The organism is Tepidibacter mesophilus, assembly GCF_002724055.1.
Lineage (GTDB): Bacteria > Bacillota > Clostridia > Peptostreptococcales > Peptostreptococcaceae > Tepidibacter_A > Tepidibacter_A mesophilus.
In genome coordinates this window covers 37,714-62,129 of the sequence record NZ_BDQY01000021.1, presented here as the reverse complement: position 1 = coordinate 62,129, position 24,416 = coordinate 37,714, and the positions used below count along the sequence as shown (strand labels likewise).

Sequence of the window (24,416 nt, the reverse complement as noted above, 5' to 3'; positions counted from 1 at the left end):
CCATGCTTATTCTATCTAATCCATATGTGTATCTTTGGATTTCATAGTGATCTCCATACATCATAAGTACATCATTATATTGTGATGTTATATCTACTACGAAGTTTTGTTCCATGTAGTCTCTTTTATTCTGATGTCCCCAACCTGGATGTGGGTTACCACTATTTCCTGGCTTATCTTTATCATGACCATATGCATTACCTGGATTTTCTTTGTCATGTCCATATGCATTTCCATTATCTTTACCTGGTTTATCTGGTCTATTTCCTCCACCTGGATGGTCTAAGCCTACTATTGTTTTTATTCTGTTGCCAAATCCATCGTAGAAATATCTTGTTTCATCATCATGCTTATTTGTAACTTTTACTAAACTGTTTGTTTCATCAAATTCATATTCATTAAATATTCTACCTTCTGTTCTTTTTTGAATAAGATTTCCTCTGTTGTCATATATGAATTGTTTTCCTTCGTCTTCATCATCTTTATCGTTTGTTCTTATTAATCTGTTTAGTTTGTCGTATTCATAATTTATTTCATCTTTTAATTCAGTTCCTTGATACTCCTGCATTTTCACTCTATTTCCTAGAGTATCATATAGATATTTTCTTATTTCTTTATTATCTTTTACTACTCCTATTAATTGGTTTAGTTCATCATATTGATATGATATTTCTTCCCATTCATCATCATCAAGATCATCTTTTTCTTTTACTGCTTTTATTTTATTACCTGCTCCATCATAAGTATATCTGTATCTATCTAATATTTTTTCTTGTGGGTCTATTTGTTTAAGCTCTTTTACATTATATATATCATCATATTCATAAGTTGTTTTTGCATTGTTTGGAAGCACTTTTTCTAGTAAATTTCCTACTTTATCGTATTTATATTTTGTACTTTTTTTAAATGCATCTGTTACTGATGTTAGTCTTCCAAGCTTGTCATATTCATAATTTACTTCACTTGAATCAGGATATATTATTGATTGTTTTTCTCCTGTAGGTGAATATGAATACTTAGTTACTCTATTTTCAAAGTCTGTAACCTTTAATATTCTTCCTAAAGGATCTAGATCAAATGTATTTGTTCCATTCCAATCCTTCATTTCTACTAGCTGTCCTACAGAGTTGTATTTGAATTCAACTTGTTTTTTATTATCATAATCTATTTTCTTTAATAGATTCATTGGATCATATTCATAATCTGTTTCATATCCATCTTTATCTGTTACTGATATTAGATTTCTATTTCCATCATATTCATATATTTCTACTTTTCCTGCTGCATCCTTTACCTTTGTAACTAGTCCTCTTTTGTCGTATGTAAATAAAGTTGGCTCAAAATCTGTACCGTCGTATTTATCATATACAGCATCAAATACTGTTTTTGAATCATCTTGATATACAGAGCTAATTACTGTTTCTTCTTTTGCATATACACTTTGTATTACTGTTTCATTTATATCTACCGCTCTATATTTATGTATTTGTGTTAGATTGCCTACTGAATCGTATACATAGTCTGTTTTATGTCCTTTTGCATCTATTACTTCTATTAAGTTTCCTACTGCATCGTATTTGTATTCTGTTTTGTTATTGTTTTCATCTATTACAGCTTTTATTTCTCCTGTTTGTGTATATTCTATTGTCTTTTCATTTCCTTTTGCATCTATTACTGTTTTTACTCTGTTTAGTTCATCATATACATATTCTGTTTCATTCCCATTTGCATCTATTACATTTACTACATTTCCATTTTTATCGTATTCCCATTTAGTTTGACCGTTTTCTGGATCTATTGCCTTTACAATATCTCCATTTGAATTGTATTCATATTTTGTTACTGATCCTTTTTCATCTGTTACAGTTTCAACTAATCCTGTTTTTGTATATGTAAATGATACTGTGTCTCCTAATGGATTTTTTACTGTCTTAAGGTTTCCATCTGGATAATATTCATATTCTGTTGTATTATTTTCAGCATCAACTGCTTTTGTTATCCTGCCTAGCTTATCATACTCATATTTTGTTTCATTATTATTTGCATCAACTGCAGTTAATACTCGATTTAGTTTATCATATTTATATTCTATTATGTTTCCATTTGGATCTATTTCTTTTATTATATTTCCATTTGAATCATAGTCATAAACAAATGTATAGTTTTCTGGATCTACTACTGATACTAATCTTCCTAGTTTATCGTAGTTGTATTTTGTTGATGCTCCATTTGCTTCAACTGTTTTTATTAGATTTCCTAGTTTACCATATTCATATTTTGTGCTGTATCCTTTTGCATCGATTTCTTGTATTAAATTTCCTACTGCATCATATTTGTATTTAGTTTTGTTTCCTCTTTCATCTATTACAGATTCTATTTCTCCTGTTTTTGTATAGTCTAATATTTGTGTATTTCCTAATGGATCTGTTACTGTTTTTATTCTATTTAGTTCATCGTATGTATATTTTGTTTCATTCCCATTTGCGTCTATTACTTTTGATACATTTCCATTTTTATCGTATTCCCATTTAGTTACAGCTCCTTCTGAGTCTGTTACCTTTATTATATTTCCATTTGAGTTGTATTCATATCTTGTAACTGCACCTTCTTCATCTGTTACTGTCTCAACAAGACCTAGTGAATTGTATGTAAATGATACTTTATTTCCTAATTCATCTACTGCTGTTTTTATACTTCCATCAGAATAGTATTCATATTCATTAGTATAATTTAGAGCATCAATTACTTTAGTTACTCTTCCAAGAGAGTCATATCCATAGCTTGTTTCGTTTTTGTTTGCATCTATTATTTTTATTAGCTGGTTTAATTCATTATATTTATATTCTGTTATATTTCCATTCGGATCTATTTCTTTAGTTAAATTTCCGTTTGGGTCATAGTTATATTTTAACGTATTATTTTCTTGATCTATTAGTGATATTACTCTTCCTAGTTTATCGTAGTTATATTTTATTTCTCCTTCATTTGCATCTATTACTTTTGTCAGATTACCCATGGCATCATATTCAAATTTTGTAACAGCATTTAATGAATCTATTATCTCTACTAATTGATCAGCTTGATTATATTTATATTCTGTTATATTCCCATTTTGATCTACTACTTGTTCTAGTTTTCCATTTGCATTATATTTATATGATGCACTGTCTCCTTTAGCATCTACTACTTTTTTAATTTCATTAGTAGCTGTATATTCAAATGTTGTTTTGTTTCCTTTAGGATCTATTATTGTTTTTACTCTGTTTAATTTATCGTATTCAAATTCAGTTTTATTTCCTAGCCCATCTATTGATTCAACTACATTTCCTTTGCTGTCGTAATTCATATAAGAAACACTTTTATCAGGCTTTATAACTTTTACTGGTAGTCCTTTTTCATTATATTGATACTCTACTTTTCTGTTTAAAGTATCTATAGCGCTTATCATATTTCCTTTGCTATCATATGTAAAAGTATATCTTTGCCCATCTGGTTGAGTAATAGAAGTTACATTATTATCTTCATCATAAGTGTATTTTGTAATATTCTCAAATGGATCCTTAACCAATGTTAAGTTCCCTCTATCATCATATTTATAAAAATATGTATTTCCATTTTTATCTGTAGATGATGTTCTTTCTCCTTTATCATTGAATGTGATTTTTTCTGATCCATCTGAGTAAATCGTTTCTGTTATCCTATAATTTTCATCATATTTATATATTGTTTGAGTTCCATCTCGTTCTGTTAAAGTAGTCGTTCTATTATTTTCATCATAACTGAAATACATTGTACTTCCATCTGCTAATGTCTGCTGTACTACTCTTCCTTTATCATCATATACATTTATTACATTTCCATCTTTTAATGGACTTGTAACCTTAGTTATTTCATGCTTTGAATTGTATTCATAGCTTATAACATTTCCTTCTGAATCTTCAAAGGCTTCTAAGTCATCTCCGTGATAAGTATAATCTACATTTCTTCCTGTACTATCTGATATTTTTCTTATTCTTCCATCCTTGTAGTATTGAATTAATAAATATCCACTGTCAGTTCTAATTTCTCTTAAAAGCATATCTTCATATATAAGTTTTGTTATATTAGAATTTCTATCTTCTATGCTTGTAAGCTCTCCTCTTTCATTAAAGTAGTACTTAGTTTTATTGTGAAGTGTTAGTGTATAAGTTTGATCATTATGTTTTTCAAGCTTATTATAGTTTCCTGGTTCTGATTCGTATTCTCCACTACCTTTTAACTTATACTCTTCTCTATGTCCATCATAAAATATTACTTCTGCTGTTCCATTTCCCATATCTTGAAGTCTATATTCAAAGTTATGGTGCCAATTCATACCTAAGTCTCCATTGTATCTATCTCTGGAGTTATAAAATCTTGTAAATGATATAGGAAAGCCTCCATCTACAAATATATCCTCATAACTGTATATATAATTTCCTGTTGAAAGGTTTACTGGATCTTCACTAAATACAGTTTCTCCAGACATTAAGTCAACAACCCCACATTTTTTCTGCATATCTTCTGGATCTGTAAATTCTGATATTGGAGGTTCTCCATCTGTTATAGGATCTAAAACTAAAAGATTACAGTCTATTCCTATAACATAAGGGTTTGTCATGTTATTAAAATCTACTATATCATTCCACTTATTACTATCACCATAGTAATGTCTTGCTATATCTGTGAATCTATCATGAGGTCTTATTTTATGTTTTAATACATTAATAGGTCCTAAGTCTATCTCTTTAGGTTCATAAACTATTCTAGTGTTACCTTCATCATCTGTTTCTTTTTTAGGTACCATATTAGTTTTCTTTGCGGTTATCTTTACTTCTTTATAATCAGGAAGTGTTACATTCAATGACCACATACCAGGCTGAATGTTTGCTTCTCCTAGTGAATGACCATCTATATAAAGTTCTACTTTATCAGTATACTCATCTTCACCTGTTTCATTTACTTCTGTATAACCATAAACCATAAACAATTCTCCATTTATATTAGGAGCTATTGCTATATCCTCTGATGGCTTATCCATTACTGTTACAGTTGTTGATGAAGGAAATTTTGCCCACTCTTCATCTAGAGGCTGTATATGTACTGTATATGTTCCATTTGGAACAATATTTCCATTATCATCTTTACCATCCCATATTTCTTCGTTAGTTACAAAATCCCCTGGATATTTTTTTGATTCTTGTATTACTTTTACCGTATTTGTTGCATTTTTTATTTCTATTCTTGTTTTTTGCTCATACTGGAAATTCCATAGTATCTTTGTTTGTTCTCCTTTACTTGGATTAAATACAGATGGCACTGCTTTTGTGAATTTAACTTGACTTGAATTAGGTGAATCCATTTGTGCAAAGCTTGTATCTATAGGTATTATCATGGATACTACCATTGTAAATACAAGAATAAAGGATATAAACCTTTTGCTTAATCTTCTCATTCGTTGACTCCTCTCTATAACTTATTTAAATCATCAAGATATCTATATATCATAGTTGCAGATTGAGCTCTAGTAGTATTTTTATTAGGTGATAGCTCATTGTTATATCCTTTTATAAACCCTAGGTTAACAGCTTCACTCATATACTTTTCTGCCCACGAGCTTATCTTGTTATTATCACTGTAAATACTTAAATCTGATTTTTCTACCTTAGTATTATTTATATCTCTATAAACTCTCATAATTATAGTTATCATCTGCTCACGAGTTATAGACTCATTTGGATTAAACTTACCATCATATCCTGTTATCCACCCTTTTTCATAAGCAGCATTTATATAAGGGCTTGCCCAGAAATATTCAGGAATATCAGTAAAATTAGTTTCATAATTGTCTACCTTTTCTCCCATACTACTTACAAGGACTTTTACAAATTCTGCTCTAGTCATTTCTTTATCTGGTCTAAAGCTATCATCCTCATATCCATTTATTATTTGATGTGCTGCTATTGTTTTTACTGTTTCATATGACCAATGATTGTTCATATCACTAAATTTTTTATCATATATCATCAATGCTAAATTATCATTTTGTAAAATATTAGTTTCAAGTGTATTATCTTCTTCATTTCTTATTGAACTTACAATTTTTAATTCATTATTATTTAATTTATATGTACATATATTTTTAGTGTTATAGCTTGAAGATTTATCTTTATAGATTATAAGTGCTTTTATTGGCTTTAAAGGCTTAACATTTTCTTTTATGTTTATTTCATAAGTAGGTGTTATATTTATATAGCCTTTTATTTTTGATGATTCTTTTTCTTTTATAGATATATTTACATCTTTATCAAAGCTTCCTTTTTCTATTTTTAAAGTTAATTTTCCATCATCAGATTTTATTGTTGTATCTTGATCAGCTTTAACAAGTTTGTAATTTTCTTCTATAATTTCTATAGGTTTTGAATTTTTTCTTGAATTACTATTATCTTTATTTGTATCTTCCTTTTCTTCTGGTGCTTCTTCTAATAAATTTTCTAAAGAATCATAATTTACGCTTTTTCCATCAAATAAAACTACTTCATCTCCTATTAAAAAAGCTTGTTTAGGCATTTCTGTAGCTTGATAATTCATAGAATAATCTACAATTTTATCTACATTGTTTAATACTAATTTGTCATTTTCAACTAGTAATAAATTATTATCTGAAAAAGCAATAGGTCTGTGGTTTTCTTCTCCTACAGTTAATTTTGTTTTAAGATCGGTTTGTACATCATACATATATACTTGAGAATATCCATTGTAATCTACCATCCATACTACTTTCCCATTATTAACTATAGGATCTACATCATCTTGAAGGCTGTATGTTATCCTTTTTTCTTTATCCTCTAAAGTATCGTATATGTAAATATCAAAGCTTTTGTTTCTTGAGTCCATCCATGCAATAATTCTTCCATCAAATGTAACTCCAAAAGTCTGTGCATCACTTGATGAAACTCTTTTTAATGTATCTTTTTTTATGTCATATAAAATAACATCTTTTTTCCCATCCTTATTGTCTACCCAAACAACCTTATTATCACATATTATAGGATTTTGATGATTTCCTTGAATATTAGATATTTTCTTTTCATTGTCTGTATTTAAATCATATAGATAAATATCAAAATATCCTGTTTTATCCTCAATATGATTTTTGTTGTCCTGATATACTATGTAGTTTTCCCATATATCAGGATATCCTTGGTCATTAGGATTATTAGTTATTTGTTTTTGCTCCTTAGTCAACTTGTTCATATAGTAAATATCCCAATTTTCATTATCATGAGACATCCATACAATATTATCTTTATAGACTTCCACTTTACCTTCTGGTTTAGTTTCAAGTGAAATATTTTCACTTTCTGCATGAATAGTGCTAGATAACATTAGAGTAAGTGAAAATATTAAAGATAATGTTCTAAAAATTCTTTTTTGTTTTGACATTCTATTTCTCCTTTCTTTTTATAAAGCGAAACTTAATTCAGATGGAGTTTTTACTTCAACTGAATTAAGTTTCGCTAATCCAGAAGCTGTTAAGTTCTTATCTCCAGCCTTAAGAAGATGGAGTTTTAGAACTTTTAGCTTTCAGACAAAATAAAAGACTTCTACGCCAAAAAACATAGAAGTCTCCTAATCTTATATTTTGGCAACCCGACTATCATAGAAATACCTTAGACCCGTGGCTTTGCGTCCCTACCTTTCGATAGGTTTGCTATTTACATAATATACTTATTTAATTTTACATTTTTCTTTATAAATACATAATATTCTACATTTTTAGGTAATATCCTCCATTTTAATTACAATAAATTCTAATTTAGTTTAAGAATATAAGAAAAGGATGTCTTAAAATAATTTTTCAAATTATTTTAAGACATCCTTTTTTAATTCATAGGAAACTTATCTTTCAGCTAATTAGCTGCTGGATTTAGAACTAATGCACATTACATTTTTTATGTTTTAAATAATTACTTATAATTTTTAAGACCTTCTCTAAAAGCATTAATAGTATCTTCATTTTCATCTAATCTATATATTCTTGCTGGATTCATGTTGCTATCCCAGTCGATTCCGTTCCACCATATAGCAACCTTTATGTTTTTGAAATATTTAATATTCCTAAACATCTCGCCCATCCATTTTACTTTGTCTCCTCCTACACTGTTACATCCAAACTCTGTAATCATAAATGGTTTATCAAAGTTTTTAATATATTCATTATAAAGTGGTATATATATTTCATTAAAACTTCTCCACTTTTCCCCTTCATAGTATGTTCCAGCATTGTATCCTGTAAGACCTATTATATCTACATACTTGTCTCCAGGATAATAATTCAAGCAATTATTCCACTTAAAATCCGGGAAAGATACATCATGTGGATTCCATACCCAAAGGACATTGTCTACTTCATTAAACTCAAATATCTTATATACATACTTATATACATTTTTAAATATATCTGTATCTTTAGAATAATAATAACTAGAATATGTACACCAATCTCCATTCATCTCGTTATTCAGCCTAAACATTATAGGATGGTTAAACTCTTTTATTTTTTTTGCATAATCATTTAGAAAATCATCGTATTTACCATTTAATATATCATACATAACAGATGTATTATCTTTATTATCTAAATACATAGTTTGAAGTGTTAACAACACATATCTATCATCATTGTATGCATTTAACATCCCATCCAGAGGAAAAGATTTGCTAGAAAAAGATTGATAAGTAACCAAAAATTTAAAATTATAATCTAACTTTTTTTCAAGAGAATTCAAAAAATCAAGACTTTTAGGAGCAGTATTTTCGAAAATCCCCCATTTCAATCCTTTATTTTTTGAAAAATATTTTTCATAAAATAACATAGTTTCTTGATTTAAATATTTGTTCTTTAATGATTCACTTGTTTTCAAATCATTATTTTCATCCAGAATCTTAAAGCTAGCTATAATCTTCATATAATTTCTATGGTGCTTTAACTTCTTTGAGGATTTAATAATTATTGTATAAACTTCATTTTCATTCTTTACAAATTCTGCGCTTACATAATAATTTTTATCATTTTTTATTTTTGAAAGCTTTTCACGCCTCCATTTTAATAAATGTACTTTCATATTGTTTATTTTCAAATTTTTATCAATTTCTATTATATGATTTTTATTAATTGCAAATTGATTGCTATAATTTATATAGGATGTAGGTGAAGATATACTGTCTTCAAAATCATCAGAGTATATTTCTATTTTTGTATTTTTATCATATATAACCGTTCTAATGCTTTGCAAAGATTTGTCTATATGCATTCTTTTAGGATATTTTAACGTGTATAAATTATTAGAATCTACATAATCAACGTATTCATCAGCATAATTCTTATATCTTGCAAAATTGAAAATAGTTAAAACTGATATTATAAATAAAAATAATACAATTAATATTTTCCTTATATTCAAGTTATCCCCCCGGTTTTCATATTCTTAATTTATTTTATTTGAAAGGGGGGTAAAACATTCCACTAAATACTCTTGTCTAATTCAAGAAACTTCTTCTTTAGTTCTATACCTTCTAAAGAAGAGCAGTCATTTTGCTGTTACTTTATATTACTCTGTGGTGGGGAACAATTATAATTAAAAGTTAAATCAAAGGACTTTCTGTCTACTGTTAATATTCATATATATCTTCAAACTGTAGTTTATAAAGATCACTATAAATTCCCTCTTGGTCTATAAGTTCTTCATGACTTCCACATTCTGTTATCCCATCATTAGTAAGAACTATTATCTTATCTGCATTTTTAATAGTCGTAAGCCTATGAGCTATTACTAAAGTAGTTCTATTTTTAGAAAGATCGTATAAAGATTTTTGAATAATTCTTTCTGTTTGAGTATCAAGTGCAGATGTTGCTTCGTCTAATATCAGTATAGGTGGGTTTTTAAGAAATATTCTAGTTATAGCAATTCTTTGTTTTTGCCCTCCAGATAATTTGACTCCTCTTTGTCCTATGTAGGTATCATATCCATGTTCAAGAGATGATATAAATTCATGTGCATTAGCATTTTTAGCAGCTTCTATTATCTCTTCATCTGTTGCATCTTGTTTTCCATAAAGTATATTTTCCTTTATAGTACCTGAAAATAAGAATACATCTTGTTCTACAACCCCTATATTTTTTCTTAAATCACTTATCTTCATATCCTTTATATTTATTGAATCTATCTTTATATCTCCATTAGTTACCTCATAAAATCTAGGTATTAACCTTAAAAGAGTAGTCTTACCAGCACCAGAAGGCCCTACTATAGCTATAGTTTGACCAGATTTAACATTCATGCTTATTCCTGTAAGTATACTCTTATTATTATTGTATCCAAATTCTACATCTTCAAATTCTATATCTCCTTTTAATTTATCAACATTTATTGAATCTTCCTTATCTTGAATTTCAGGTTGTATTTCCATAACCTGAATGAATCTTTCAAATCCCGCCATACCTCTTTGATAATTTTCTATTAACGTAGTTATCTTTCTTATAGGTTGTAAAAACATAGATACATATAATAAAAATCCTATTAAATCACCTATCGTAAATTCATTATTGTATATAAGATACGATCCATACATTAGTACTACAAGATTTATAATATTAGAGAAAAATGTTATACCACTGAAAAATTGCCCCAATACCTTGTATGATTTTTGTTTTGTCTCTTTAAAACTGTTATTACCTATATCAAATTTATCTTCTTCATAATCTTCGTTGTTAAAAGCTTTTACAACTCTTATTCCCGATATAGAATCCTCCGCCTGAGAATTTATATCTCCAATCTTAACCCTTAAGTCTCTAAATGATTTTTTTAGCTCTCTATTTTTAATAATTGCGAATGTAAGCATTATAGGCATTATAGAGAATATCACTAAAGTCATTTTCACATTTAGTGTAAGCATTATAAAGAATGATCCTAAAAATGTAACGAATGCTATAAATAAATCCTCAGGTCCATGATGTGCAAGTTCTGATATTTGGTTTAAATCATTTACAAGTCTTGACATTATCTGTCCAGTCTTTACGTTGTCAAAGTAAGAAAATGAGAGATTATTTATATGCTTAAACAATTTTCTTCTCATATCGTACTCTATTCTAACTCCTAGAGTATGTCCCCAGTAGTCTATTACAAACTGAAGTATGGCTCTTATTATATACAACATTAATAGTATTATTCCAAAGTAAATAATCTTTTGCATGTTTCCACTTGGCAATAAATCGTCTATTATTTTTTTTGTAAATACTGGAAATACAAGGTCCATTAAAGACATTATAAATGCACATGTGAAATCGAGTATAAATAAAGCTCGATGAGGTTTGTAATACTTGATGAATTCTCTTATCATCCAATCCCTTCTTTCTTAATTTTCACTTTATCTCTATTATAGTTCTATTTTTATAAATCTTCATTATATTTATCAAAATAGAATGCATATTATTTATATATTTCCATAATTAAAAGTTTTAAACAACCGAACGCAAAAATGAGGCTAATCAAAATGTTAGCTACTTTTTGATTATATAAAAATATTAATTAAGTAGCGTTATTTTAATTACCCTCATTTTCAATTAAATATATAGACTTACTAAATACAAAACACTTCTATAAATCTCTTCTTTGAAATTTTCTAACAGCTAGTATAATCATAGCTAATATATAAACTACAATATAAAACATCATAGCAGCGCTTGGTTGATTATTCGTTCCCATAAAACTACTGATGCTTAGATTTAATCCAGATGATGTAGTGAATAAAAGTGAAGAAGCTTTTCTATAAATTACATCAGACGGCATAATAAGGCTAGTTATAATACCTATGTTGCTTAAAGCTTGTTTTGTAGCTTCAATAGAAATAGCTACAGATATTTGTTCTAAAAATCCACCTATCATAGCACAAAAATACATTATAACTAACATAATTCCAGACGCCATTGTTGACATAGAACAGCTGAAAAATATTCCTATTGAAGTAAGTAATATTGGTAAAATATATAGTGTTAATAATGAATTGAATACAGACTTAAATGCTAGATTGACTATAAGTCCTTTTCCAAAGAATATATTCAACCCTATTATACTCAAGTAAAAGAAAGTCATATAAGGTATAAGTATTAATAATATCCCTATTAATTTACCAAAAACTATTTCATACCTTTTTATTGGCTTTGTTAGTATAGAATCATATGTACCATTTTCTATCTCAGATGAAATAGCTCCAACACTTGAAAAAATAGATAAAAATGATATTATAAATATCATTGCATAAATTCCCATAGACATTAACTGACTTGATATAGTAGCTCTTATAAAAGGTTCTTGTAATTCTAACGAGTCGTATGCAAAATTTAAGGCAGTTCCATATAATATCAAAAAAGCAAATGTAAGTGCGAGAGTTAAATATAGTATTTTTTTCTTTCTTATTTCAATAAAAGTAAGCCTTATTATTGTACTCATCTTTCGTCCACCTCTCCCACTGTATTTATAAATAATTCTTCAAGTACATTTTCTTTTCTTTTTATCATATATATTAATCCATCATTTTTGACTATTGTACTTACAACATTTGGAATAGTTTGATCATCAACATGTATTTCCATATTATTACTTAATATATTAATCATAGGATCAAACTTCTTTAATTCACTTATCATATCATCATTTATATTTTCTAATGAAACGATTACTGGTGAATTTGTTAATTCATTCATAGTTCCTATTTTTTTCATCTGACCTTTATCTAAAATAGCAACTCTATCTGATATCATTTCAACTTCACTTAATAAGTGAGTATTTAAAAATATTGTCTTTCCTTGATTCTTTAGATTGCATATAATATCACGAACCTGTTTTCTTCCAACAGGATCTAGAGCACTTGTAGGTTCATCTAAAAAGAGTATTTTAGGATTTGAAAGGATAGCACAACCAAGTCCTACCCTTTGTTTCATGCCCTTACTGTATTCTTTCAACTTTTTATTTTCATGCCCTTTAAGTCCTATTGTTAAAAGAACCTCTTCTATTCTCTTTTTTATGTCTTGCCTATCCATCTTGTATAAAAGCCCATGATTGAATAAAAGTTCATATCCTGTAAGCCAATTTTGATACTGAAAAAGTTCTGGTAGATATCCTATTTGCTTTCTAATTTCTACATTCCCTATTTTTTCCCCAAGAATTGTAGCCTCTCCTGATGTTGGATAAAGTATTCCAAGAAGTGTTCTTACAAATGTACTTTTTCCGGCACCATTTTTTCCAAGAAAACTAAAAACTTCCCCCTCTCTTACCGAGAGGGAGATATTAGCAAAACCACCTTTTCCATTAAATTGTTTAGTCAAACCATCAGTTTGTATAACCATAATTAAAACATCTCCTCAACTGCTTGTATTACTTCTTTTTCTGTACAATCACTGTTTATTATATACGTATTTCCTTCATTATTAAAAAATATACCTATATGAGAGTAAGATTCATCTTTATTTTTTATCAATACAGCATTTTGCCCATTAACACGTATATCTTTCTTTATTTGAGCTTCTGGATTATATGGTATTACAAGTGTAGATTCTAACTTATCTATAGCTGCGAATTGTCTTTTTAAATTCTCAGGTAAAATTTTCATAGTAATTACTGTTTTTATTAAATCTTTTTCATCTACATCTTTTGGCATTGTAAACTCAGGTGTTTCCATTTGTAAGACTTCTATATAATTTTCTCTTCCTTTTTTATCACCTTGTTCTTTTTTATTCATTGTGTATGATATAGAGTCTTCAAAACTAATATTGAAGTTCTTCTGGTCTAAAGATTTTGGAAGCTTGGTATCCTCTCCTAAATAAGCTAATAGATCATTAGCTTTATCTACATCTAATTTTATATTTATATTTGATGCTGGAATTTTATTTACATATTCATATTTAAAATTTTCAGGTGCTTTAATTATATTTTCTATTTTTAATTCTTTTTTAATTATATCTTCCGTTGGATTTTCTAAAGCTGGAAGTGCTTTTTCTTTTGAATTCAAACTTATATTTCCTATTTCCCCTATTTCAAGTTCACCGGTACCTTTATCAAATAATGCTTGAATTTCTTGTAAATCTTGCTGACTAATAGCAACACTTTTGACTTCTTCAACTCTAAAAATCTTTAATAAATCCTCTGCCATTCCTCTAACAGGCTCTGCAAATACTAATCCAGCGCAAACAACTATTCCTGCAGCTACACCCGTCCATCTTCTCATATTTTTATTCATATTTATAACTCTCCTTTTTTGTATATTTAAATTTGGTCTTAATGGTATTTCTAAGTCTTTATTTAATAAATTTTGTATTGATTTATCTTGGCGATTTAATATAGAGTATACGTCTTTACATTTCGGGCAAGAATTTATATGTTTTAATGCTTCATCTAAATCTCCTTCGTAGCTATTATCTATTATTTGTTGAAGCACTTTTTCTTCATAGCACATTTAAACCACCCTCTCCTTTATATAGTTCTAAAAACTTTTTCTTTCCTCGTGCTATAATCTGGCTTATATTATTTTTAGGAATATCAGTTGCATTGTGTATTTCTTCATAAGAGTATCCTGAAAATTTTAAAATAAGACATGTACTTTGTTCATTCGAAAGACTGGATAAAATATTTCTCACTGATTTTATTTGTTCATTTCTAAATATCTCATCCTCTATACTAAATATATTGTTTACATCTTCCAACATATTTTCTTCTCTTTTTAATCTTCTTTTTTCTCCTCTTATGTGATTAAGCGCTAAATTAGTAGCCACTTTAGATAGCCAGGCTCCTACAAACTCTATATCCTCTTTTGTGTTATAGTATTTTATAAATACTTCTTGTGTTATATCCTCTGATAGTTCATTGCTTCCTAACAAATAATATACTTGTTTGTATACTACGGAATAATATTTTTCGTAGTTCATTTGAAATTCTTCTTCTTTTATTTGTTTTTTTCTTAGGATCCTAAAAATCTCAATCACCTCCTGCTCTCATATATATAAACACCACTGCATAAAAAAAAATGACACTTTTATTTGAATTTTTTTATTTATAATAAAATTATATAATAAATGCCATGGCTTTAATAAAAGCCATGGCATCTAATCTACTATTATTCCTCAGGTTCAAATTCCCAATCAACTTCATAATCCCCTTTGGTATTTTCCCCAGTTGCAATAAGTCTATATATAGTATTTTTCTTAATAGGTATAACTATACTAGATTTTTTATTTGTTTTAAATATTTCAACTGGCTCTCCATTGTATTTATAAAGTCCTATTCTCAAAGATCCTTTTTTAACCTTGGATGAATAATCTATTTTTAAATTTCCATCCTGATGATACCTTATTTCAGTTTCTTCACTCGAATTAAAATTTGAGTAACTACTCTTAAATGAATCCTCTGTCTTAATAACTTCACCATTAACAGCTTTTTTATAACTATTAATTCCTTTATGTACCATCTTGACTGTTAATAATGATCCTCCAACTAGTACTATAATTAAAACAAATATAACCAATATTTTTTTTACTATTCTTTTATCAATTTTTATACTTTTAGGCGTATTTTTATTTTGTGAATTATACTCCACTTCATTGTAAAATCTATTATTATGACTAATTATCAGATATACAAGAAACCCTAAATGATATGGAACAAATATAGTCGTTATAGTCCAAAGTATAGTATCTAGTCCCTTACTCTTGCTATCTTTATATACATAAACAATTGTAAATATCCAAAACAAAAGTTTTAATACAATAATTATAATGTTTATTCCAGCTAATAATGATATATTTCCCATTGTATCTAAAACTATATCGTTAATAAAATTAGTATTATCATTCATTTCATACATTAAAATCACTCTTTCTTAATTTATATCATATGAATATTATACACTATTTGTATATTTATGGTAATACATGTATGGATTTTATATTTTTCTTTCAAAAAAACATAGTATGAAACCGATTCCTATGGTACAATATCTTTTAATATAGTTAAGGGGTGATGTTGATGAATTTAAATAAGACACCTAAAATAGAGCTCCATTGTCATCTTGATGGTAGTGTTAGACCTAGTACAATATTAGATATAGCTAATAAAGATAATATTGATATTCCAACTTATGATATAAACGAAATAAAAAAATATATAACCGCCCCTAAAGAGTGCCGCTCTTTAGATGAATATTTAGCTACATTTGATATATCTAATAAAGTTATGCAAACAAAGGAAAACATAAAAAGAATCACATATGAGCTTCTTGAAGATGTTTCAAAATATAATGTAAAATATATAGAAATGAGGTTTGCTCCTTTATTTCACATGGCTAATGGACTTAAATTTGATGAAATAGTTCAAAGTGTTTTAGATGGCATAAATGAATGTGAAAATAAGTTTAACGTAAGAGCTAATGTAATACTATGCTGTATGAGACATATGAGTGCTGATGATGCTATATTCGTAATAGAAGAAGGTAAAAAATTTTTAGGAAAAGGTGTTGTTGCAGTTGATCTTGCAGGTAGTGAGAACTTATATTTTCCTGAAAAGTTTAAAGAAGCATTCGACCTAGCTAAAAGTTATGGATATAATATAACAATTCACGCTGGAGAGACTGGAATTGGTGAAAATGTATTTAAATCTATTGAGATGCTTCATGCTCAAAGAATTGGCCATGGAGTGTTTGCCAAAGACTGTGCTAAATCATATCAAATGTTAAAGGATATGGGTGTTACACTTGAGATGTGCCCAACTAGCAACGTTCAAACAAAGGCAGTTAACGCATACGAAGAACATCCTATAAAAGATTTCTTAGATGATGATATACGAATTAGTATTAATACAGATAATATGACTGTATCTGATATAGATTTAGATAGAGAGTTTGAAATATTAAGTAGGATTAAAAACTTAACTGAAGAAGATTTCAAAAGAATTTATCTATACAGTGTAGATGCATCTTTTGCATCTGATGAAGTTAAGGAAAAGTTGAGAAAGTATGTAGAATAAAATAAGGGTTATTGAAATTTTGACTATTTCAATAACCCTTATTAATATTTATTTCTTAATATCTATTTTGCTAAAATTAGATGGTGCTGGAGCTTTTATCACAATTAGTTCAAGAACATCATCATGAAGATTCTTTACATTCATCTTGGTATTATAAGGAATTTGAAGTATATCTCCCATTTTATATTCATGAATCTCCTGTTCATCTAATCGTATCGACAATATTCCTTTAATAACTGTCATATAAACATTCGAATTTGAATAATGTTCAGGTAGCCCTTCTTCCTTATTAAAAATCATATGAATATAATTGATATTATCATCCATAATAATTTTTTCAACAGCTGTATTATTTTCTGTACTGTAATGATATACTTTTTCTACCATAAATTCTCACTCTCTTTCATTTTTATTTTAATATTAATATAATCATTTACATTTATTTCATATACCTTGATTTTATAACTAATAAAATGTTTTTTCGGTGATATATGTTACCTATAATGTTTCTGATTTAATTCATATATATAATCTTTAATCTCTATTTATATCAACTTTGCAGAACTAGTAACATTATGTTATTATTTAACAAATATAGTTATAAAAGGAGGATTGAATGAATAATAATAATTCCAAATCTAGTGATCCATTTATTAAAGTTTTTATAGGAGTATTTATCATTGTAACTGTACTTTTAGTCATTCAAAGACTATTGGGCTTTTACCCGTAAAATTATCCACTAAGGAATTTTGATTATGAAAAATAAAACTTTTCAAGATAGATTAAATTTATTTGTAGCATATTCTTTTATTTGTGGACTTATTGGAATAGTTTTATATTATTTTTATTTATGTTATTTAATAGAATAATATACTTTTAAAGAAACTATTTTTTTTATATATAATAACTCTAAAAATCCATATTAAAAATGAAGCTTATTAAAATGTTAGCTTATGATTTAAATGTTTTTGTATAAAACTTGTATTAAGTCGTTTGAATATCCGTTAAGAAAGTTCGTTGTCTGACCAACGGGAGTTTAGAACTTTTAGGATATTCAATAAGAAATAATGCTTAGTTTTATTAAAAACATTTAACACATAAGCGGTATTTTAATAAGCTTCATTTTTCGCTTAAGCATATTATTCAAATATTAAACAATCTTATAAACTCTAGCCTCATAAGCTTTCAAGTATATAACATCTGAATCTATCTTATCTACATCATAATTACTAATACATATCTCAAATCTTCTACCCTTATACTCATCAGGTATCTTAAACGCAACTTCCTTATCAAAGAAATTAAGTATAACCAAAACAACTTCATCATCTAATCTTCTAACATATGAGAATATATTCTCATCATCTTTACATATAAGCTTTAAATCCCCGTATACCATAACAAGATTTTCTTTTCTAAATTTAATTAACTTTTGATAATAGTAGAATACTGAATTCTTATCTTCTAGAGATTTTTTAACATTCACCTCTTTGTAATTAGGATTAACATCAATCCAAGGTGTTACATCACTAAAGCCTGCATTTTCACTATCATCCCATTGTATAGGAGTTCTAGCATTATCTCTTGATGTTGGCTTTATTCTCTTTAGAAGTTCATCATGCGATACTCCCTCATCTATTTTCTCTTTATAGTAGTTTAGAGTTTCAACATCTCTATAATCATTCATATCATCAAAATAGACATTAGTCATGCCAATTTCTTCACCTTGATATATATATGGTGTTCCTTGGAATGTATGAATTAAAGTAGCAAGCATCTTAGCAGATTCTACTCTATACTCTTTATCATTTCCAAATCTAGATACCATTCTAGGCTGGTCATGATTGTTCATAAAAAGTGAGTTCCAACCCCTATCCTTTAAATCATCATACCATCTCATAAATATATCTTTTACATCCTTTAGCTTCCAATCAGAATCTAAGAATTTATCTGAAGGATTATTAGGCATATCCATAAGATCAAAATGAAATATCATATTAAGTTCTTCTCTATTCTCATCTACATATAAATGTCCCATAGAAGAAGGTACACAAGGAGCTTCTCCTACTGTCATCATATCATATTTGCTAAATACTTCTTTATTCATCTCTTTCACATAATCATGTATCTTTGGCCCGTTTATATATATTCCATCAGGACTATCTACTACATCTGGAAATCCTTCTTTTTTAGAATACATATTAAATACATCCATTCTAAATCCATCTATACCTTTATCAAGCCAATATCTCATCATCTTGTATATATCATTTCTCATATCTTCATTTTCCCAGTTTAAATCTGGTTGTTTTTTAGTGAATAGATGTAAGTAATATTGTCCTGTTTTTTCATGGTACTGCCAAGCACTTCCTCCGAAGAATGAGTTCCAATTGTTCGGACAACTTCCATCTTCTTGAGGATCTCTCCATATATAATAATCTCTATATGGGTTATCTTTTGAAGAACAAGACTCTACAAACCACTTATGTTCATCAGAGCAGTGATTTACTACTAAGTCCATAAGTATCTTTATTCCTCTATCATGTGCTTCTTTTAATAATCTATCAAAGTCTTCCATAGTTCCAAACTCATCCATTATATCTTGATAATCGCTTATATCATATCCATTATCATCATTTGGTGATTTATATACAGGAGATAGCCATATTACATCTATTCCCAATAATTTTAAATAATCTAACTTTTCTATTATTCCGTTCAGATCACCTATTCCATCTTTATTTGAATCTTTAAAGCTTCTTGGATATATTTGATATACTACTGATTCTTTCCACCATGTTCTTTTCATATATATCTCTCCTATTTAATACTTCCAGCTGTAACACTCTTTATAATGTGTTTTTGAGCTATGAAGTAGAATATTATAACGGGTATTATAGTTAATGTAAGTCCTGCAAGTGCTAAGTGCCACTGCTTAGTGTACTCTCCAAAGAAGAAAAATGTTCTAAGCGGTATAGTGTGAGTTTCTGGTTTATTTATAATTAAAGATGGAAGTAAAAAGTCATTCCATATCCAAACAGTATTAAGTATTGATACAGTTATAGTTATAGGCTTTAATATAGGGAATATAATATACCAAAAAGTTTGCCATTTACTGCATCCATCTATAGTAGCTGCCTCATCTAATTCTTTAGGTATCCCTTTTACAAATCCATGATATAAAAATATTGAAAGACTACATCCAAATCCTAAATATGTGAACATAAGTCCTGGTATGTTTAACAGGTTAAGTTTTCCCATCATACGTATAAGTGGTAGCATTACAGCTTGGAATGGTATTAACATTGCCGCTATAAATGCGAAAAATATGAATCCACTCATCTTTGTTTTTGTTCTTTCAAGCATCCATGCTGCCATGGCTGAAAATATAACTATAAGCACTATACTTCCAACTGTTATCATAAGTGAATTTAAAAATACATGAAAGAAATCTAGTCTATCAAATGCCTCTATAAAGTTATCAAAATTTAATGATTCTGGTAATCCCAATGTACTTTGGAATAATTCTTTCTTACTTTTAAAAGCATTCACAATTATAATGTAAAAAGGTGAAAGATATATTAATCCAATAATAGAACCTATTAATCCTAAAAGTAATTTTCTAGTCTTCATTACATTTCCACCTCGCCTTTTTTTGTGATATACACTTGGCTTAATGTTATTCCTCCTATAACTAGGAAGAATATAACCGCTTTAGCTTGTGCTACACCCATATTATTAAATTTAAAAGCTGTATTGTAAATATTCATAGCAATCATTTGAGTAGAGTTTGCTGGTCCTCCTCCTGTTAAAGACAAGTTTTGATCATATAACTTAAATGAATTTGAAAGAGTTAGAAACAAACTAACTGTAAATGCGGGTCTTACAAGTGGAAATACTATATGCTTTACTCTTTGACAAGCACTAGCTCCATCTATTCTAGAAGCCTCTATCAATTCTTGAGGTATATTTTGAAGTGCTGCTATATATATAATCATTAAATACCCTGACATTTGCCAAGACATAAGTATTACAAGTCCCCAAAATCCTGTTTCGGTATTAGATAACCATCCTAAAAGCCAAGTAGCTCCAGTAACTTCTCCTAATGCTGCAAAAGCTTTTGTAAATATAAATTGCCATATAAATCCTAATATAAGCCCACCAATTAAGTTTGGCATAAAGAATATTGTTCTAAGAACATTGCTTGTCTTGAGCTCTCTAGTAACTAAAAGTGCTAAAGAAAAACCTATTATATTTATAGTAATCACAGAAGCTATAGTGAATTTAGTTGTAAATATAAATGAGTCTAAAAATCCCTTATCTTTAAAAACTTCCATGTAATTTTCAAATCCAATAAATTTAATATTTGAACTTATCCCATTCCAATCCGTAAATGAATAATATATTCCGAATAAAAGGGGTATTACAACTATTAATGTGAAAGCAAATACTGCTGGCCCTACGAAGCCCCAAAATGCTAATCTATTCTTTTTCATAAAACTCTCTCCTTTACTATGAACTTCAAGCCACCTATTTTTTTATACTTAAGTAAATTATATGATTTTCAAATTGTGGATAACATTGATTGAAGAACCACACTTGCAACTATTTTTAAGCAACGGAGCCCAATAGGAATCGTTGGCGACATGAGTCATCGCGTTAGCGAATAGACGAATTTTTTTATAAAATAGGAAAGTCTAATTAGACTTTCCTATTCATTATTTTATTATCTATTTTCTTGCTTTAGCCCAAGTGGCTTTAGCATCTTCAACTAGTTGATCCCAAGTCATATTTCCTGCAAGATATTGTTGTATATCTGCTCCAAGATTCTCTTGTCCCCAAGCTGATGGATATCCCATGAATACCCAAGGCATAGTCTTTCCTTCATTAGAATATCTTATTATTTCCTTAGCTAATGTATCTTGTGGTTGTAAATTATCTGTATCATATCCTTTTAATGCTGGTATAAACTTAAACTTGTTTATTATTAAATCTTTTCCTTCATCTGAAGTATATAACCAGTTTAAGAAATCTTTTGAAGCTTTTTTAACTTCTTCATCTTTAGTATTATTTATTGACCAATACATAGGAACTCCAACTGGTATAGAATCTTCTTTTACTCCTTCAAGAGGTATAGGAAGCATTGCTATATTAGCTGCTAAATCTTCATCAATATCTACTACACTTCCATAAGCCCAGTTACCTTGTTGAATTATAGCAACTTGACCTAAAGAGAATAACTCTTCAACTTGAGTTGAGTAATCAACACTGTTTAGAGAAGCTTTTTTACCATCTGGCATATATGCATAATCTGCTTGTAAATCTACAAGTTTTTTCAATGAATCAGCATATTTAAACTTTAATTCCTTTGAATTAAATGCATTAGTTACATTCCCAAACTCATTTGAGAAAGCAACATTTGATAAATGCAGACCAGTTACCCAAGTTTCCTTTGATGGAAATGCAAATACAGATTTAAGTCCTAATTCTTCTTTTTTAGAATCAAGTAATTTAACTGCATTTTCTAAATCACCAAATGTTTTTATAGATTCTGGATCTATTCCAGCTTTTTCAAATAATTCTTTGTTGTATATAAATCCATATCCTTCTTGATTGAATGGCATACCGTATATTTTTTCGTCCTTAGTTACAGGATCTAAAGTTCCATCATAAGCCTGAGATACCCAAGATTCAGTCGATAAATCTTCTAGCTTTTCACTCCAGTCGATCATATCTTGTGGTCCACCTATATTGAATATTGCAGGTTCTTCTCCAGATGCAAATTTAGATTTTAAAGCTGCACCGTAATCGTCTCCTCCACCTACTGTTTGAATGTTGATTTTTACATTAGGGTTTTTCTCCATATACATATTAGCTGCTTGTTCTAGCGCATCTTTAGCTTCTACTTTGAATTGGAAAATATCTACATTAACCTTGTCACCTACACTATCTTGCGAAGACCCACAAGCAGTCAATGATAGCATTAATCCCAAAACACATGCAAATATTGAAAATACTTTTCTCTTCATCTTTCATCACTCCCTTTGTAAAATTTAGTTGAATCTCAGTGCAATCGTTTGCACTAAATTATAAAAAAATATAGGCTATAGACTTTTTAATCCATAGTAATCTATCTAAATGGAATAGAGTGAACTTAATTCAGATAAAGTTTTTTCACCTTATTCCATTTAAAACTAAATTGATTTTGTAGAGTCTCTTTCTATTATCTTGTGAGATATAATTTCTTTTTTAAATTCATCTTCATTTCCGTCTAATACGCTAAATAATTTTTCACAAGCCCTCTTTCCAAGTTCAGTAGAATTAATATCTATTGAAGTTATAGATGGGTTTGAATACTTTGCTAGAATGCTATTGTTAAAACTTGCTAGCATTATATCCTCTGGAACCTTATAGCTTTTTTCTTTTATCTTTTTCATAGCTCCAAGACTCATAAGATCATCAGCAACTATGATAGCATCTGGAATATCATCTAAATTTAAAAGTTGATCAGTAAGCTTATATCCACTTTCTTCTAAGAATTTATCAAATATCAAATATTCATGTCTAAATTCTATATTATTATTTTTTAATGCTTTTTTATATCCTTCGAATCGATTTTTAATAACTACTGAGTGAAGTTCTCCTCCTATAAAAGCTATTTTTTTTCTTCCTTTTTCTATTAAAAAAGAAGTCAATTCATAAGACGCTTTCTCATTATCATTATCAACACTAGGTATATCATCATATTCAAGACAAGAGCCTATTAATACAAATGGAAACTTGTTGTCTCTTAGATATTTTATGGCTTCATCATTCTCGTTAGAGCGAGTAAGTATCAATCCATCAACCTTATTTCCTTTTATCAAGCATCTTAGTATATCTATTTCATCCTCATTTTTATGACTTGTTGAAATCAATATATCGTAGCACTTTTCAGATGAAACTATACTTATACCTCTTAATGATTCTTGAAAAAATGGATTCATTAATATATCTTCTGTCCCATATGGCATTACAACACCTATGGTGTCAGTCTTCTTGTTTGCAAGTCTTCGAGCTATAGAATTCGGATAATAGTTAAGCTCCTGCATAACCTTTACAACTTTCTTTTTAGTATTTTCACTTATTCTCGTATCGTTAGATATGACTCTTGAAACAGTCGAGGGAGATACTCCTGATTTTTGAGCTACATCCTTTATAGTTATACTTTTCATTCTACTACTCCTAATAAACTATTTTTTAATTATGCAATCGTTTGCATTAGTCTTTGTAGTGTAATTTTATCATTTATATTTTTTTAAATCAAGAATAAATTTTTAACTT

The 24,416-nt window shown here is 28.4% G+C and carries 16 protein-coding genes and 1 riboswitch; of the genes, 1 reads left to right on the top strand and 15 read right to left on the bottom strand.

Annotated elements, in window-relative coordinates; all coding sequences use genetic code 11:
* From Tmeso_RS12375 to Tmeso_RS12335, 9 genes are all read right to left on the bottom strand, one after another.
* Positions 1–5,473 (bottom strand): DUF6531 domain-containing protein (locus tag Tmeso_RS12375; protein WP_207653857.1); only part of this gene is annotated, 5,473 nt, incomplete at its 3' end.
* A gap of 14 nt (positions 5,474–5,487) precedes the next feature.
* A complete protein-coding gene (locus Tmeso_RS12370; protein WP_099191647.1) occupies positions 5,488–7,464 on the bottom strand; it encodes an S-layer homology domain-containing protein in 1,977 nt (658 codons plus the stop codon).
* A gap of 198 nt (positions 7,465–7,662) precedes the next feature.
* Positions 7,663–7,744: riboswitch (cyclic di-GMP riboswitch) on the bottom strand.
* Positions 7,745–7,988: 244 nt separating this feature from the next.
* Positions 7,989–9,485, bottom strand: coding sequence for a glycoside hydrolase family 26 protein (locus Tmeso_RS12365; protein ID WP_099191645.1), 1,497 nt, complete (start codon positions 9,483–9,485; stop codon positions 7,989–7,991).
* A 208-nt stretch (positions 9,486–9,693) separates the two neighbouring features.
* Positions 9,694–11,421: an ABC transporter ATP-binding protein gene (locus Tmeso_RS12360; protein ID WP_099191643.1), complete on the bottom strand. Its 1,728-nt coding sequence runs from the start codon at positions 11,419–11,421 to the stop codon at positions 9,694–9,696.
* Positions 11,422–11,678: 257 nt separating this feature from the next.
* Positions 11,679–12,530: an ABC transporter permease gene (locus tag Tmeso_RS12355; protein WP_099191641.1), complete on the bottom strand. Its 852-nt coding sequence runs from the start codon at positions 12,528–12,530 to the stop codon at positions 11,679–11,681.
* Positions 12,527–13,426: an ABC transporter ATP-binding protein gene (locus Tmeso_RS12350; protein ID WP_099191639.1), complete on the bottom strand. Its 900-nt coding sequence runs from the start codon at positions 13,424–13,426 to the stop codon at positions 12,527–12,529. The genes Tmeso_RS12355 and Tmeso_RS12350 overlap by 4 nt, the downstream gene beginning before the upstream one ends.
* A gap of 2 nt (positions 13,427–13,428) precedes the next feature.
* Positions 13,429–14,532 carry an anti-sigma factor gene (locus tag Tmeso_RS12345; RefSeq protein ID WP_099191637.1) on the bottom strand — a complete coding sequence of 368 codons (1,104 nt, stop codon included), beginning with the start codon at positions 14,530–14,532 and terminating at the stop codon, positions 13,429–13,431.
* Positions 14,522–15,001 (bottom strand): sigma-70 family RNA polymerase sigma factor, encoded by a 480-nt coding sequence (locus Tmeso_RS12340; RefSeq protein WP_099191635.1) that lies wholly within the window; start codon positions 14,999–15,001, stop codon positions 14,522–14,524. Before Tmeso_RS12340 ends, Tmeso_RS12345 begins: the two co-directional genes overlap by 11 nt.
* Positions 15,002–15,189: 188 nt before the next feature.
* Positions 15,190–15,936 (bottom strand): PLD nuclease N-terminal domain-containing protein, encoded by a 747-nt coding sequence (locus Tmeso_RS12335; RefSeq protein WP_099191633.1) that lies wholly within the window; start codon positions 15,934–15,936, stop codon positions 15,190–15,192.
* 161 nt (positions 15,937–16,097) lie between these two features.
* Between Tmeso_RS12335 and add the strand changes: the two genes are divergently transcribed.
* Complete coding sequence (add, locus tag Tmeso_RS12330; RefSeq protein ID WP_099191631.1) at positions 16,098–17,093, top strand: adenosine deaminase; 996 nt, start codon at positions 16,098–16,100, stop codon at positions 17,091–17,093.
* 48 nt (positions 17,094–17,141) lie between these two features.
* On the opposite strand, the gene Tmeso_RS12325 is transcribed toward add, so the two are convergent.
* The 6 genes from Tmeso_RS12325 to Tmeso_RS12300 form a co-directional block, all read right to left on the bottom strand.
* Positions 17,142–17,480: a cupin domain-containing protein gene (locus Tmeso_RS12325; protein WP_099191629.1), complete on the bottom strand. Its 339-nt coding sequence runs from the start codon at positions 17,478–17,480 to the stop codon at positions 17,142–17,144.
* Positions 17,481–18,243: 763 nt separating this feature from the next.
* Positions 18,244–19,902 carry a glycoside hydrolase family 13 protein gene (locus tag Tmeso_RS12320; protein ID WP_099191627.1) on the bottom strand — a complete coding sequence of 553 codons (1,659 nt, stop codon included), beginning with the start codon at positions 19,900–19,902 and terminating at the stop codon, positions 18,244–18,246.
* An 11-nt stretch (positions 19,903–19,913) separates the two neighbouring features.
* Positions 19,914–20,726: a carbohydrate ABC transporter permease gene (locus Tmeso_RS12315; RefSeq protein ID WP_099191625.1), complete on the bottom strand. Its 813-nt coding sequence runs from the start codon at positions 20,724–20,726 to the stop codon at positions 19,914–19,916.
* Entirely contained in the window at positions 20,726–21,589 is an 864-nt protein-coding gene (locus Tmeso_RS12310) for a carbohydrate ABC transporter permease (protein ID WP_099191623.1), read from the bottom strand. The genes Tmeso_RS12315 and Tmeso_RS12310 overlap by 1 nt, the downstream gene beginning before the upstream one ends.
* A gap of 234 nt (positions 21,590–21,823) precedes the next feature.
* The gene (locus tag Tmeso_RS12305; protein ID WP_099191621.1) at positions 21,824–23,122 is read right to left on the bottom strand and encodes an ABC transporter substrate-binding protein; all 1,299 of its coding nucleotides are present in this window, start codon (positions 23,120–23,122) and stop codon (positions 21,824–21,826) included.
* A gap of 165 nt (positions 23,123–23,287) precedes the next feature.
* Complete coding sequence (locus Tmeso_RS12300) at positions 23,288–24,307, bottom strand: LacI family DNA-binding transcriptional regulator (protein WP_099191619.1); 1,020 nt, start codon at positions 24,305–24,307, stop codon at positions 23,288–23,290.
* Positions 24,308–24,416: the final 109 nt, after the last annotated feature.

Excerpts from the sequence above, each read along its gene's own strand:
- Tmeso_RS12335 (WP_099191633.1), bottom strand. The coding sequence starts at position 15,936 with ATGTATGAAATGAATGATAATACTAATTTTATTAACGATATAGTTTTA.
- Tmeso_RS12315 (WP_099191625.1), bottom strand. The coding sequence starts at position 20,726 with ATGAAGACTAGAAAATTACTTTTAGGATTAATAGGTTCTATTATTGGA.
- Tmeso_RS12355 (WP_099191641.1), bottom strand. The coding sequence starts at position 12,530 with ATGAGTACAATAATAAGGCTTACTTTTATTGAAATAAGAAAGAAAAAA.
- Tmeso_RS12305 (WP_099191621.1), bottom strand. The coding sequence starts at position 23,122 with ATGAAGAGAAAAGTATTTTCAATATTTGCATGTGTTTTGGGATTAATG.
- Tmeso_RS12370 (WP_099191647.1), bottom strand. The coding sequence starts at position 7,464 with ATGTCAAAACAAAAAAGAATTTTTAGAACATTATCTTTAATATTTTCA.
- Tmeso_RS12345 (WP_099191637.1), bottom strand. The coding sequence starts at position 14,532 with ATGTGCTATGAAGAAAAAGTGCTTCAACAAATAATAGATAATAGCTAC.
- Tmeso_RS12310 (WP_099191623.1), bottom strand. The coding sequence starts at position 21,589 with ATGAAAAAGAATAGATTAGCATTTTGGGGCTTCGTAGGGCCAGCAGTA.
- Tmeso_RS12325 (WP_099191629.1), bottom strand. The coding sequence starts at position 17,480 with ATGGTAGAAAAAGTATATCATTACAGTACAGAAAATAATACAGCTGTT.
- Tmeso_RS12360 (WP_099191643.1), bottom strand. The coding sequence starts at position 11,421 with ATGATAAGAGAATTCATCAAGTATTACAAACCTCATCGAGCTTTATTT.
- add (WP_099191631.1), top strand. The coding sequence starts at position 16,098 with ATGAATTTAAATAAGACACCTAAAATAGAGCTCCATTGTCATCTTGAT.
- Tmeso_RS12350 (WP_099191639.1), bottom strand. The coding sequence starts at position 13,426 with ATGGTTATACAAACTGATGGTTTGACTAAACAATTTAATGGAAAAGGT.
- Tmeso_RS12340 (WP_099191635.1), bottom strand. The coding sequence starts at position 15,001 with ATGAACTACGAAAAATATTATTCCGTAGTATACAAACAAGTATATTAT.
- Tmeso_RS12320 (WP_099191627.1), bottom strand. The coding sequence starts at position 19,902 with ATGAAAAGAACATGGTGGAAAGAATCAGTAGTATATCAAATATATCCA.
- Tmeso_RS12300 (WP_099191619.1), bottom strand. The coding sequence starts at position 24,307 with ATGAAAAGTATAACTATAAAGGATGTAGCTCAAAAATCAGGAGTATCT.